Annotated in this window: 16 protein-coding genes; 6 read left to right on the forward strand and 10 right to left on the reverse strand. The window is 62.4% G+C overall.

What is annotated here, in order from left to right; genetic code table 11:
* The first annotated feature begins 187 nt into the window (after positions 1–187).
* Complete coding sequence (gene speE / locus QP609_RS19375; protein WP_014648709.1) at positions 188–1,042, forward strand: polyamine aminopropyltransferase; 855 nt, start codon at positions 188–190, stop codon at positions 1,040–1,042.
* Between the two features lie 124 nt (positions 1,043–1,166).
* Here the strand turns inward: speE and QP609_RS19380 are convergent, their stop codons facing one another.
* Positions 1,167–2,072: an aspartyl/asparaginyl beta-hydroxylase domain-containing protein gene (locus tag QP609_RS19380; RefSeq protein WP_032954620.1), complete on the reverse strand. Its 906-nt coding sequence runs from the start codon at positions 2,070–2,072 to the stop codon at positions 1,167–1,169.
* A 436-nt stretch (positions 2,073–2,508) separates the two neighbouring features.
* Between QP609_RS19380 and QP609_RS19385 the strand changes: the two genes are divergently transcribed.
* The gene (locus tag QP609_RS19385) at positions 2,509–3,168 is read left to right on the forward strand and encodes an RIO1 family regulatory kinase/ATPase (protein WP_049406658.1); all 660 of its coding nucleotides are present in this window, start codon (positions 2,509–2,511) and stop codon (positions 3,166–3,168) included.
* Between the two features lie 125 nt (positions 3,169–3,293).
* Here the strand turns inward: QP609_RS19385 and QP609_RS19390 are convergent, their stop codons facing one another.
* A complete protein-coding gene (locus tag QP609_RS19390; RefSeq protein ID WP_005411374.1) occupies positions 3,294–3,632 on the reverse strand; it encodes a P-II family nitrogen regulator in 339 nt (112 codons plus the stop codon).
* Between the two features lie 154 nt (positions 3,633–3,786).
* On the opposite strand from QP609_RS19390, the gene QP609_RS19395 reads away from it, so the two are divergent.
* Both QP609_RS19395 and arr read left to right on the forward strand, forming a co-directional pair.
* The gene (locus QP609_RS19395; protein WP_005419983.1) at positions 3,787–4,038 is read left to right on the forward strand and encodes an accessory factor UbiK family protein; all 252 of its coding nucleotides are present in this window, start codon (positions 3,787–3,789) and stop codon (positions 4,036–4,038) included.
* Positions 4,039–4,164: 126 nt separating this feature from the next.
* Positions 4,165–4,599 carry an NAD(+)--rifampin ADP-ribosyltransferase gene (arr, locus tag QP609_RS19400; protein WP_014648712.1) on the forward strand — a complete coding sequence of 145 codons (435 nt, stop codon included), beginning with the start codon at positions 4,165–4,167 and terminating at the stop codon, positions 4,597–4,599.
* Here arr and QP609_RS19405 read toward each other — a convergent pair.
* The 3 genes from QP609_RS19405 to QP609_RS19415 all read right to left on the reverse strand — a co-directional run bounded on the left by QP609_RS19405 (position 4,592) and on the right by QP609_RS19415 (position 7,372).
* Positions 4,592–5,038: a DUF4279 domain-containing protein gene (locus tag QP609_RS19405; protein ID WP_164077396.1), complete on the reverse strand. Its 447-nt coding sequence runs from the start codon at positions 5,036–5,038 to the stop codon at positions 4,592–4,594. The genes arr and QP609_RS19405 overlap by 8 nt on opposite strands.
* 985 nt (positions 5,039–6,023) lie before the next feature.
* On the reverse strand, positions 6,024–6,380 hold the full coding sequence (locus QP609_RS19410) for a CPCC family cysteine-rich protein (protein ID WP_032958808.1): 357 nt from the start codon (positions 6,378–6,380) through the stop codon (positions 6,024–6,026).
* 389 nt (positions 6,381–6,769) lie between these two features.
* Positions 6,770–7,372, reverse strand: a complete 603-nt coding sequence (locus QP609_RS19415) for a DUF998 domain-containing protein (RefSeq protein WP_164077395.1) — start codon at positions 7,370–7,372, stop codon at positions 6,770–6,772.
* A gap of 627 nt (positions 7,373–7,999) precedes the next feature.
* On the opposite strand from QP609_RS19415, the gene QP609_RS19420 reads away from it, so the two are divergent.
* Positions 8,000–8,356, forward strand: a complete 357-nt coding sequence (locus QP609_RS19420) for a hypothetical protein (protein WP_142235089.1) — start codon at positions 8,000–8,002, stop codon at positions 8,354–8,356.
* A gap of 45 nt (positions 8,357–8,401) precedes the next feature.
* Complete coding sequence (locus tag QP609_RS19425; protein ID WP_197621528.1) at positions 8,402–8,932, forward strand: cold-shock protein; 531 nt, start codon at positions 8,402–8,404, stop codon at positions 8,930–8,932.
* Between the two features lie 52 nt (positions 8,933–8,984).
* Here QP609_RS19425 and QP609_RS19430 read toward each other — a convergent pair whose 3' ends face one another.
* The 5 genes from QP609_RS19430 to QP609_RS19450 all read right to left on the reverse strand — a co-directional run bounded on the left by QP609_RS19430 (position 8,985) and on the right by QP609_RS19450 (position 11,391).
* Complete coding sequence (locus QP609_RS19430) at positions 8,985–9,542, reverse strand: hypothetical protein (RefSeq protein WP_197556601.1); 558 nt, start codon at positions 9,540–9,542, stop codon at positions 8,985–8,987.
* Between the two features lie 84 nt (positions 9,543–9,626).
* Positions 9,627–10,034, reverse strand: a complete 408-nt coding sequence (locus QP609_RS19435) for a hypothetical protein (protein WP_157804659.1) — start codon at positions 10,032–10,034, stop codon at positions 9,627–9,629.
* Positions 10,035–10,060: 26 nt separating this feature from the next.
* Positions 10,061–10,501 (reverse strand): hypothetical protein, encoded by a 441-nt coding sequence (locus QP609_RS19440; protein WP_049441965.1) that lies wholly within the window; start codon positions 10,499–10,501, stop codon positions 10,061–10,063.
* Positions 10,502–10,543: 42 nt separating this feature from the next.
* The gene (locus QP609_RS19445; RefSeq protein ID WP_134709220.1) at positions 10,544–10,882 is read right to left on the reverse strand and encodes a hypothetical protein; all 339 of its coding nucleotides are present in this window, start codon (positions 10,880–10,882) and stop codon (positions 10,544–10,546) included.
* A gap of 110 nt (positions 10,883–10,992) precedes the next feature.
* Positions 10,993–11,391 carry an Imm10 family immunity protein gene (locus tag QP609_RS19450; protein WP_197621527.1) on the reverse strand — a complete coding sequence of 133 codons (399 nt, stop codon included), beginning with the start codon at positions 11,389–11,391 and terminating at the stop codon, positions 10,993–10,995.
* Positions 11,392–11,688: the final 297 nt, after the last annotated feature.

Consider the following 11,688-nt stretch of genomic DNA (forward strand, 5'->3'; position numbering starts at 1 on the left):
GTCGGCCTTGTTGGCAATAAAAGGGGGGGCATGATAACGCCTATATGCCCACAGGTTCGTTATCATGCGCGCCCGCGCCCGTGACAGGTTCCAACCTGAACGGGCCGATCCGTCCGGATGTGGCATCTGTGCCACGCGGCCCCGCCCGCCAGCCCGGCTCCACCCCTCCGAACAGGACTGTTTTCCAATGACTGACAGCAACAACTGGTACATCGAACACTTCGAGCGCACCGGCTCGGCCATCGGCTACCGCATCACCGGCAAGCTGGACGAGGTGCAGTCGCCGTTCCAGAAGATCGAGATCTTCCAGACCACCGACTGGGGCAACCTGATGACCATCGACGGGGCCATCATGCTGACCAGCAAGGACAACTTCTTCTACCACGAGATGATCAGCCACCCGGTGCTGTTCACCCATGCCGCACCCAAGCGCGTGGTGATCATCGGTGGCGGCGACTGCGGCACCCTGCGCGAAGTGCTCAAGCACAGCGGCGTGGAGAGCGTGACCCAGTGCGACATCGACGAGCAGGTCACCGTGATGGCGCGCAAGCACTTCCCGGAACTGTGCGACTCCAACGATGACGCCCGCGCCGAGCTGCTGTTCGACGACGGCGTGGCCTACATGGCCAACTGCCCGGCCGGCAGCGTGGACGTGGTGATCGTCGATTCGACCGACCCGGTCGGCCCCGGCGAAGGCCTGTTCAACAAGGCCTTCTACGAGAGCTGCTTCAAGGCCCTGAAGGACGACGGCATCCTGGTGCAGCAGTCCGAATCGCCGCTGATGCAGCTGGACTTGATCAACGAAATGCGCACCGAGATGGGCAAGGCCGGCTTCGGTTCGTTCAAGACCCTGCCGTTCCCGCAGCCGTGCTACCCCACCGGCTGGTGGAGCGTGACCATGGCGCGCAAGGGCGACAGCAGCTTCGACTTCCGCCAGGCCGACTCGGCCGCCAAGACCTTCAACACCCTGTACTACACCGCCGCGCTGCACACCGGCGTGCTGGTGACCCCGCCGTTCGTACAGGCGGCATTGAAGGGTTGATCCAAACAAAAACCCGCGCTGGCGACAGCGCGGGTTTTCTGCCTTCTGTAGAGCCGAGCCCACGCTCGGCTGCTCTTCGGACAGGTTGCGGTAAACCCAGCCGAGCATGGGCTCGGCTCTACAGTCAAAGCGCCCAGATGCCCGCAATCACCGCCACCACCAGGCCCCACTTGATCAGCTGGTAGGCCACCACGCTGCGCTCGCGCAGTGCCTTGGCCTTCAGGCGCACCTTGTACACACTGCCGAACGCCTTGTTGACGCCACCGGTCGGGTCACCCGGCAGGTTCGGCGATGCACCACCGGCCAGCAGCGTGGCCGCCACCGCGCGGTTGAACAGGCCCGGCAGGCCGAAGCGCAGCGGGCGGGCGATGTCGCAGAACAGGATCACCCGGTCCTGCTGCGTCTCGTTGTGCGCATGGTGGATGTAGGTCTCGTCGAACATCATCCACTCGCCGTCGCGCCAGCTCTTCTTGATGCCGTCCACTTCGATGTAGCAGGCATCGTCGTTGGGCGTGCTCAGGCCCAAGTGCAGGCGCAGCGAGCCAGCGAACGGGTCGCGGTGCGGGCGCAGCTCACTTCCCGGTGGCAGCTGCGCGAACATCGCCGCACGCACGTCCGGGATCGACTCGATCAGCGCCGTGGTCTTCGGGCACAGCGTCTTCGCCGACGGGTGCGACGGGCCGTACCACTTCAGGTAGAAGCGCTTCCAGCCACGACGGAAGAACGAATTGAAGCCGGCATCGTTGAACGTGCTGGAGGCAGCGATCTTCTGCGCGTCGCGCAGCGCCAGCGCCTCGTCGCGGATCATCTGCCAGTTCTGGCGCAGCGGCTCCAGCTGCGGGAACTCTTTGCCCGGGTCCAGGAACGGCGTGGTCGGCACCTTCGAGAACATGTACATGACCACGTTGATCGGGGCCATGAAACTGGAGTGGTCCAGCAGCTGGCGCGACCAGCGCGCGCGGACCTTGCCACGGAAGTGGATGTACAGCACGCAGGCCACGAACAGCGCTGCAATGACGATTTTGATGATCAAAGCACTTTCCTCCAGCCGCGGCCGGAACGGGAAACGGGGCGATGCACGGCCAGGCGGCCAGCACCGGTTCGGAACGCGGCAGGGGACGGGGACGTGCCGGAGGGGGGCGGCCGCCGATGTCGCGGGTTAACAGCTTATGGTCGGCAGGGCGTGCGCCGGGGTCAAGCTGGACGTGCGTGGCGTTCAGCGCGCCGCCGATGAATGGGCTGGAAGCGCGCCCAACTCATTGATTCAGCGGGGCAAACCTTATAAGTGAGACGGAATTGTCCGATTCTGCGTGACGAACTGTTCCAGCCACGACCCCGACATTTCTCCGACAAATCGTGGAATAGCGAACTGGCGAGTACTAAAATTAACGAAAACTTAGTAACTCCCTGTAACACCGGTTCGCTTGACGCTTTGCGCCACCCACCGGGTCGTCCGAGACCCCGACATGCATCTTCCTGCTCTTCCCCCCTCCTCCTGCGGCAATGATGCCGCCTCCCCGCTGCTGCTCAAGCGCGGCGAACGTTTCCTGGCCCCCGACGTCTACCGCACCTGCCTGGACGGGCGCGAGGCGGTCATCAAGGACTACTCCCGCTACCGCGGCACTCCCGTTTCGCTGATCGCGCGACTGATGGTGCGCCGCGAGGCCCGCATGCTGCAGCGCCTCGGCGGCTGGAAGCATGCCCCCGCGCTGCTCGGCACCCTCGGTGGCCTGGCACTGGGTATGGAGTTCATCCCGGGCCAGACCCTGAGCACCGCGCAGGCCGTGGGCAATGAAGTGTTCGAGCAGCTGCAACACGCGCTCAGCCGTCTGCACGCCGCCGGCATCACCCACAACGACCTGCATGGCACCAACGTGGTGGTCAGTGGCGGCGTGCCGGTGCTACTGGATTTCACCTCCGCCTGGCGCGTACCCCGCTGGCTGCGCCGCGGCCCGCTGAGCCGGCAGATGCGCCGCAGCGACATGAAGAACCTGCTGAAGATCCGCCAGCGCGTGACCGGCCAGGCGCCGAGCGCCGCGCAGGCCGCATTGGTGGCCGACCCGGGCTGGGTCGCCGCCGTGCGCCAGGGCTGGAAGCGGTTCTACAAGTGGGCCAAGCGGCGGTAGGGGTCGAGCTCGCTCGACCGCTTTACCGCTCTTTGTAGAGCCGAGCCCGCGCTCGGCTGCTGTTCCTGCATCGCGCGAAATGCAGCCGAGCATGGGCTCGGCTCTACAACATCCCGCCGAGCGGGTTACAACGCGTCCGCGTCCAACTCGCCGGTACGGATACGCACCACGCTGCCCAGGTCGTACACGAACACCTTGCCGTCCCCAATCTTGCCGGTGCCGGCGGCCTTCACGATGGCCTCAACCACCGCCTCCACCTGGTCATCGGTTACCGCCACTTCCAGCTTCACCTTCGGCAGGAAATCGACCACATACTCCGCGCCACGGTACAGCTCGGTGTGGCCCTTCTGGCGACCAAAGCCCTTCACTTCCGTCACCGTGATCCCGGTGACCCCACGCTCGGCCAGCGCTTCGCGCACGTCGTCGAGCTTGAACGGCTTGATCACCGCCATGACCATCTTCATCGTCTATCTCCTGTCTTCCGGCGTGGAGGATAGCGCCTGAACGCGGCCCGTGCGAAGCCGCTGCGGCCTGTCCGGGCAGTGGGTGCCGGCAGTATCCTTGTGCCCGAATGGCCTGCCCGCGCCGGATGCACGGGCCCACCCCACGGAGCACCCCATGATCGACCTGAATCAAATCGATGACCTCGCCCGTCGCCTCAGCGACCTGGTGCCGCCGGGCCTGCGCGAATCGCGCGAGGAACTGCAGGCCACCTTCAAGAGCGCGTTGCAGGCCGGCCTGGCCAAGCTGGACCTGGTCACCCGCGAGGAGTTCGAAGTGCAGCGCGCCGTGCTGCTGAAGACCCGCCAGAAGCTGGACGCGCTGGAAACCGCCGTGCGCGAGCTGGAAGGGCGCGGCGCCGCAGAATGAAAAAAGGAGGCGCACTGCGCCTCCCGTTTACAGATTATTTCCCGGATGGGGCCTTGCAGCAAGGCCCACCGGGCGCCCTAGACTCGCCGGCCTGTCGATCCGGCAGCACAGAGAGGGGCAGCAGCAATGGCACAGGACACCGACTGGACACCCGTTTCGCATGACACCTGCGACCAGGTGGCTGGGCCGTTCTATCACGGCACCCGCGCTGACCTGGCCGTGGGCGACTTGCTGAGCGCGGGCTTCCGCTCCAACTATCGCGACAGCGTGGTGATGAACCACATCTACTTCACCACCATTGCCAAGGGCGCCGGGCTGGCTGCGGAGATGGCCCGCGGTGAGGGGCGGCCGCGCGTGTATGTGGTGGAGCCGACCGGGCCGTTTGAAGACGATCCGAACGTGACCAACAAGAAGTTTCCCGGCAACCCGACGCGATCGTATCGGAGTGCGCAGCCGTTGCGGGTGGTTGGGGAGGTTACGGAGTGGGAAGCCTACGACGCGGAGTTCGTTCGGCAGTTGAAGGCGTTTGTTGCTTCGGGGAGTGGGGAGATCATCAACTGATGGCCTGCTGGCGCTGGGCGTTGCGCACTTCTTCATCGGCTTCATAGATGTCCAGCCCGAGCTCAATGCCGCGCTCACCCAAGGCGAGCAGCGTGCGAGGCGAAAGCGAGACACCATCATTGCTGCTGCCCATGAAAAGGCCACAGAACAGATCAGGCCGGAAGCGTGCCAGAGCCTGCCATACGGCGAGATCGCCGGTGAGTTGATCGAGGATCTCGAAGATCTGCGCTTCCAGATCTTCAGGCTCACGACGCGCCGCATCAAGTTGCCAGCTTCCGGTTCTGGCGATACGCACGGTGCCTGATTGGTTGCCTCTGAGTTCCTGGCCCTTGTGATGCGATGCGGTTGGAGTCGCTCCGAGCAAGGCACTGACTTCTTCGGGCAGGAGGTCGTCGCCGAAGAATCGGAGGGTTACCAGGGAATGATCGAATGCTGCCATGGGAATCCAGCTGTCCTTTTCGGAACGTATTCCAGTGCGTAGGCCTCGTTGATGCCAGATTCCGGCCGGAACCGGACGACAGCAGCTTCGGAATAGGCCGAACCGGGGGAATCGGCTTGGGCTCAAACGGAGGGCTGGCCGGTCCCTACTTGAACATGTCCAAAAAGCCCAGCCGTAAAAATCATCAAGCCCCATCCGGAAGGCGGACCTGCGCCGCGCATTCTGCCGCAACGGACGCAACCGATGTGCCCTTCAGGCGTGAAAGTGCCGCAAGCGTACGTCGTTCATACGCCTCCGCGACTCCCGGATCTGGCTCGATGAACGGCGATGTGCAGATGTCCTCGACCTTGAATCCCTGGGTGGTCAATGCCAAGACCCGCTCAGGCGCTTTGGGCAATGCACGGGCTACCGCGTAATTGATGGATAACGAGGCGCCCGCATCTGAAAACGGCTTTAGCGCAGCCGCAACCTCAAGCCATGCAGGATCGCCTGACTCGATGCCAGCGGTGACCTGCCCAAACTCCCGCTCGTGCTGCCACAGGTCCCAAAGCACCTTGCGCCCCCTTCGTTGGCAACGCGATTGAGCACGGCCTGTGCCGAAGGGCGATCCGCCGCGACTGCAGCTGGGCTGGCAATCGCAAGCACGAGTAGGAGCACTGTCATGTTTCTCATGGGACCTGACTCCCTGATGGATGGACCCTTGGATCCGGTCATACGACCTGCCCACAAAGCACCATGTGGCGTACTTTCCCCTGATACAGCGCGATCCTAGGGCGGCTGGGTTCGGCCATCAAGCCGGCGCATTGGCCAGATCCAGGCATAGGATCAGAAGCCCCGCGAAATCCACGTTCAAGACATTTGGGCCATGTCCGCTACGGGTCGCTGGCTGGTCAGTGATCCACAGGAAATACCCTGCGCGAGCCAATGTCCGCTCTCGGCCAGTGGTGGACATTCGCGAACGCCATGAGTTGAGCCGCGAAGTGCTTCAGATCGAAAGAACGCCCAGCATCGACCAGTAAGCCTCCTTCTCGTACGAGACACTCTTGCTGTGCCAGTGATTGCCGCCCCTTAGAGCTTCGTAGTGCCCGATCTCCGTGCTGGACAAAGGGCGCCAGCCAGATCCGCGGCGAAAGCCGCTTGCGACCTCGACGCCAAGGGGGAAACTGGAAAGAGCATTCTGCTGCGCTTGCGCCAGAGACTCGCCGTTGGCTCCGCCGGTGGATGTGGGGTTGGCAAGTTGCACTCCGTCATCCTCCCAGTTGCAGATCGGACATATGGCATGGGACCCGTAGACGTCTTCCAGGGTCAGGAAGCCACACGATGGACAAGGCAGATCGATCATTGAGAACCAAGAACCTCAGGTAGACGAATCACTGGACTGGCAGGTGTCGCGTAGGGCTGAAGGGGACGAACGTCCGCTTCGGATCGAGAGCGGCCTCTAGCATTCCGGGTCGCGTTGTCTGGCGCCGGCACGTTTGCATTCAGCCAAGAGCGGGCATCAATCGCAAGAGCCTTCTCTGGGCGCGGTTGCGCTACTTATAGCAGAAGGCGCGCACGACCTTCCCCCTCTTGCCACCCGTGGTGCCAGCATCAAGGAACAGATGGTTGAAGAGCACCCACGGCTTGAACAGCGAGCACACTGGCATGAATCCCGAGAAGATCACCTTGAGCTGGGGCCGGAGAATCGAGAAGTCCTTGTTCGGCCCTCTATGTTCCTGTCGCGCGCCCCCATCAATGCGCAGCCTGCGCCTTCAGCGCGCTTGAATCCCTGCGCAGCAGGTACAGCGCAACCAGGAACGGCCACAGCGAGTTGATCGACGAGAACAGGCGCTGTGTCAGCCCCCTGAATCCCTCCGGATCCGCCCCCACCACGTTCAACCAGAGATAGACAATCCCCGCGATGCTCACCACAGCGGTCACGGCGTACGCCCTTCGGTTGGCCGACCACGCGCTCAGTTCGATGTGCGACATCGCCGGTGCAATGATGTTGGCGATACCGATGGTGTAGAAGCCGTGCATCGGATGGCCCATGGGCCAGAGCCCGTTGGTCAGCATGGAGATGCCAAAGATCGCCCAGCAGATTGCGCCTACGGCAATCCGCCGGCCGGACTCCCGCCATATCCCGATGGCAAACGCCACGAAGCCCACGCCGGAGCCGAGGGCGGCGATCCTGCCGCAGATGCTTGCAAGCGTGGGCGCCTGCAGCAGCTCGCTGGCGTGCTGCGCAAGCGGGTTGTAGCCCGGCGCGAGCACGGCGGCAACGCTGGTCCAGAACAGGAACCACGGAAGCGGGAGCAGACCCGCAGACAGAAGAAGTCGATTGCGGCGTAACACGTGCAGTGATCCTTGTAGCGGCCTGCGCCAGTGGGTGGAGTCCGTTCAAACGCCGCAGAACCTTCCTGCTGCGGGCAGGACAGTTCCTGGTGACTACAGCGGTAGTCAGATTCTGCGTGACGGCCCACGGGGTCAATAGGCAGAAAGTCACTCACGCATGGAGGCGAGTTACGCGGCATCCATCAGCGACCGTCGGACCAATGCTGTCGCATTTGCCGCGCCCTACATCTCTGACGGAAGGTTCTGACGACTCCGTTCCAGAAGTGCCGCTACGCCTAGCACGCCAAGGCTCTCGCCGCTTCAGGTGCTATGCGACAATGCCAAAAGCGTCTCGGGTTTTGGCGGCATTGACCCCTACCCGTTGGCATTCCGAACAACTGCAGGTAATCGTTACCGCGCCACCGTGCATCGGTGGTCGGGACTCGAAAGCCCGTTTTGTTGGGAAGTAGTTTGCGCTTGCCAGCCGGCACCATCGCGCGTGGTGCCCGCTGGCAATCCGTCTGCCGGCTATGGCGGGCGGGGCGTGGGGGTCTTGTACCCGCCGGTTCCCAACATCCGGTTTTCGAGCCACGCTCTGCCCGCCACCTTTATCGGTGGCGGCGTCCGCCTGCATGCACGGAGCCCGCCATGTCTACACCGCACTCCCCGCCCCCGCCGCCCATCCAGCAAGTGCCCTCGGCCGCGCCAGCCTTGGATCCCAACAGCCTCATCGCCATCCTGCACGCCATCGGCGCGGGCCCTGCGGCCGATGGCCAGCCCTGGCCCGAGCAGCACCCTCTACGCAGCCGGCAGATGCAGTTGTCCGACGCCGACTGCGCCCTCACCGGCCAGCGCGTCGTGCAGGAGATCCTGCTGGCGGCCGAGCGCACGCGCCAGAACGGCGAGCCGGAGCAGTACGTCGGCGACCGGGTAATGGAGGGGCTGGTGATGGCCGATCTGGCGCTGACCGCCTTCATCCACGAGCGGATGCGACCCAAGGACTGAGCGCGCTTATGGCGCGGACCTTTCTGCCTGTGTGCGGGGTGACGAATGAAGATGCATGGCCTGGCCGCTGTAGCGGTGTGCATCGCGGTGATCGGCGCGATGTGGGTGGAGTGGCCCGAGCCCACGGGCGATCAGGTCTGGGCCTACCAGAAGCTGCAGCCAGCCGATTACCGCCTGCTGCACAGTGATGCACTCGGCTTCGTGACCGCGAAGGCCTACGAGGGTTTTGAACTGCACGCGCGCCATGCCGGGGTAATGTCCTTCGAGATCCGCTGCAAGGGCGTGCTGGTTATGGAGGTGGAGAACGCGCCCTCGCGCGTGCTGATCCGCATGCCCGCCGATGCACGGTGGCGGGCGCCGGATATCGAACGGCTGCGCATCAGCTTCGAGCGTTGGCTGGATCTGCACCAGAGCCAGGGGCGATTGCTGGTGGAAAGCGCGGGGCCTTCGTGGGTTGAGGCACGGTTTGGGCGCTTCAATGGGTTGGTGCTGGATGAGCAGCGGTGTCTGCTTGGGGCGCCAGCCAACCGCCAGGCCGCTTCCACCAACTACCTCAGCGCTGAAGTGCCCTCGTAGGCTGACGCTCACGGTTGCGCTGTGCCTGCACCGCATGCGGCACAGCAACTGGTCAGGGGCCAAACCCCAGCGCCATCGCAACCACTTTCCCATCCCGAACGTAGAAGCAAATGCTCGATCCACCTTCCGAGAACCCACAGGTGCGCTCGACATCGAAGCCCCCCAGCGTTGCCTGCTCTGTCTTCCCCTGGCCATATCTGCGTGCTGTGCCGATGGCCTCGGACGCCGGATCACCCATCGCAACGCCTTTCAGCTTCATGCCGCGCAGGCTCTCGGTTCTACCTGCAGTGGGTTGCGCCGCGCTGATCGATGAAACGCGGATCTCATCAATGGTTCGGAACTGCGGAGCCACGTCAGGGTTGGAGGTGATCAGCACCTCCAATCGGGTAGTGGGATCCAGGTATCTACGCCGTATCAGCCCTGCCGCGTCCACGACCATCTCGCCATCACCATAGCGGCGCAGGAAATCCCTCTCGCTGTAGACATGCGGGATGAAACTTCCATCGCGGAAGGCTTTCGATACAAAGTCTACGCGTGGATTCCCTGCGGGGAAGCCTGCTGCTGCAGGCAACATACCCAGCGCAATCCAGATGAGTCTGCGTGTCTTCATGACAACTTCGTCCATCCATCTGAAAGAATGATCACAGAGCATTCTTGACTCATGTGCGGATAGCCCACTCGTTCCAGAGGCGTATCACCATTCCGGATGATAGCGGTCCTTGTACTCGTCTTGAATCAGTCCTTGGTTCACATAGCGCCCCTGACTGGTCCTCAGCACGTCCCGCGCGAACCTCAAGGCGCCGTCAACCGAATCAAACGTCCACTCGGTACCGAAGGGATGATCCGGATCCACCGCCTCGAACTCGTACACATCGATGAAGCCAGGCGCTCCATTGTCAAATACTTCGCAAAGACGAACCCTCCAGGCGTTCAGATTGGCCTGCTCAATGGAGACAAAGCGAATCACACGCTGATCCAACTCATATCGATCGGGGAGCAGCTGCTCGACATCGCGGCCCACCGAAAGATTGCCTGTTACATCCAGATCACAAAGATAGCGCTGCAATGGATCCCTCATTCCGTTGAGAAAATTGACCAGCAAGTGAGCATCGGCGACTTCCGGAGCGACTAGGACGCCTCGCCCGAGGCATAGTGCCATGCACCCGACGATTGGCCGTTGTAACGGCTATCGATGTCCTCCAGCCATACCTTCAGATCCATCAGAAACCTTGCATGGTCGAAGTCCTTGAACTTCACCCTGCCCAGTTGCTCCGCCAACTGCTCAAGCAATTCGCGGGAGACATACCGCATTTTCTCCTTCATCGAGAGCGGAACGATGGTCGGCAGGTCAAGCATCACATCGGTATAGAACTCCGCCTTCTTTCGTCGAAACTGCACTCTTCGCTTGAAATCCAGCTCGGGATCTCGACACACGAAAAGCAATGCCACAGAAGCCACTTCGTTCCCGTAGCTCCTGGACTCGAATGTGGCGGAGCGCTCTACGTAATGACTTTTTATCCTGCCAACATGCGACTCCCAGTCGCAGTCCGCCACGAAGTTCAGTTTCATCAGTCCCACGCTCCATGTCAGTGCTGCGCGCGCATCCCGCACCTATTCGAGCAGGTCGTGTAGATCGATGCCAGACGGATTCACCAGGCGCTTCTCGCGACCCACATGGTGAAGCTCGAAGGTGCCTTTCTCTGAATCGATGACACGGGTGCCATCAAGCACCGCCAGAAACCCGAAGACCGCCGAACGGGCAGCTTCACCGGCAACGGCTCGCAACATGTCGGCTTCTACAGCGGACAAGCTGTTGAACCATTCGGACCGTGCCAACAGGTCTGGGGCCACCCGACGGCCCGGTGGATACGCCAGGTTCGAGATCGTACTACCCACGGATGATTCAAGCACATAGCGCTGGATAGCGGATACAAATTCGTCAGCTTTCATACCACTCCCCCGGCTTCGAAAATGAGCCGGAACACATTCGCCTGTCCGGACCTGCTGCCTCTTGTCCCCGCTCAGCCCGCCTCTCGCAGGCAGTGCGGCACAGCATGAACTCAATCCCGTCCAGACGAGTTCAGATCAAGCGGAATACCCTCCGCAACACAGATTTTCCGCAACGCGGCCTCCAGCTTGCTGCCGTTTTCCAACGTTTTCAGTGTCACTGTAATCCCACCAGTGATCCCAAGCTTCCTCTGTGCACTTTCGGAGAGAGACAGCTCAAGCTCCATGCGCCGCAGAGAGATATGCACCAGACCGCCATAGCAAGGCTCAAGACCTCCACCGACCTCGATATGGGCGTGCGCCATGCCCAACTCTTCGTCCTGGTCGTCATACGCCTTCGCGTTCTGCAATACCACGTAACGAGACGGATTCGTCGAGCTGTCGGCCAAGCCAACTACGATGCAGTAGTCATCTTCCTCTATGGAAACGACTTCGGCCTTGAATCTGTACATTTCCCGGGTACTCCTGACATGTGGAAAACTCAATGTCTACTCCGCCGCTGTCCTGGTGCCGCTCTCAGCACGCAGGGTCGTATCGTTGTCACCCTTCCAGCCCACCTGGGTGCCACTCGCCCCGCCTGCGAGCCCATCCGTACTTTTGTCTGTTCCCCCGCCGCTCGATCATCAAGGGCGGCACCAACGTCAGGGGCGGTCTGTACTGACGGAAACCGAGCCGTCTTCCAGCAGGTGGACGCTTACATATGCGTCTGGCGGAGGTATCCGATCGATCGACGCCCCTGCGGGGAGAAT

It is taken from the genome of Stenotrophomonas sp. 8(2023), from assembly GCF_030345295.1.
GTDB classification, from domain to species: domain Bacteria; phylum Pseudomonadota; class Gammaproteobacteria; order Xanthomonadales; family Xanthomonadaceae; genus Stenotrophomonas; species Stenotrophomonas muris.

Excerpts from the sequence above, each read along its gene's own strand:
- QP609_RS19410 (WP_032958808.1), bottom strand. The coding sequence starts at position 6,380 with ATGATCGATCTGCCTTGTCCATCGTGTGGCTTCCTGACCCTGGAAGAC.
- QP609_RS19430 (WP_197556601.1), bottom strand. The coding sequence starts at position 9,542 with ATGAAGACACGCAGACTCATCTGGATTGCGCTGGGTATGTTGCCTGCA.
- QP609_RS19445 (WP_134709220.1), bottom strand. The coding sequence starts at position 10,882 with ATGAAAGCTGACGAATTTGTATCCGCTATCCAGCGCTATGTGCTTGAA.
- speE (WP_014648709.1), top strand. The coding sequence starts at position 188 with ATGACTGACAGCAACAACTGGTACATCGAACACTTCGAGCGCACCGGC.
- arr (WP_014648712.1), top strand. The coding sequence starts at position 4,165 with ATGGCACAGGACACCGACTGGACACCCGTTTCGCATGACACCTGCGAC.
- QP609_RS19425 (WP_197621528.1), top strand. The coding sequence starts at position 8,402 with ATGAAGATGCATGGCCTGGCCGCTGTAGCGGTGTGCATCGCGGTGATC.
- QP609_RS19385 (WP_049406658.1), top strand. The coding sequence starts at position 2,509 with ATGCATCTTCCTGCTCTTCCCCCCTCCTCCTGCGGCAATGATGCCGCC.
- QP609_RS19390 (WP_005411374.1), bottom strand. The coding sequence starts at position 3,632 with ATGAAGATGGTCATGGCGGTGATCAAGCCGTTCAAGCTCGACGACGTG.
- QP609_RS19450 (WP_197621527.1), bottom strand. The coding sequence starts at position 11,391 with ATGTACAGATTCAAGGCCGAAGTCGTTTCCATAGAGGAAGATGACTAC.
- QP609_RS19420 (WP_142235089.1), top strand. The coding sequence starts at position 8,000 with ATGTCTACACCGCACTCCCCGCCCCCGCCGCCCATCCAGCAAGTGCCC.
- QP609_RS19395 (WP_005419983.1), top strand. The coding sequence starts at position 3,787 with ATGATCGACCTGAATCAAATCGATGACCTCGCCCGTCGCCTCAGCGAC.
- QP609_RS19405 (WP_164077396.1), bottom strand. The coding sequence starts at position 5,038 with ATGGCAGCATTCGATCATTCCCTGGTAACCCTCCGATTCTTCGGCGAC.
- QP609_RS19440 (WP_049441965.1), bottom strand. The coding sequence starts at position 10,501 with ATGAAACTGAACTTCGTGGCGGACTGCGACTGGGAGTCGCATGTTGGC.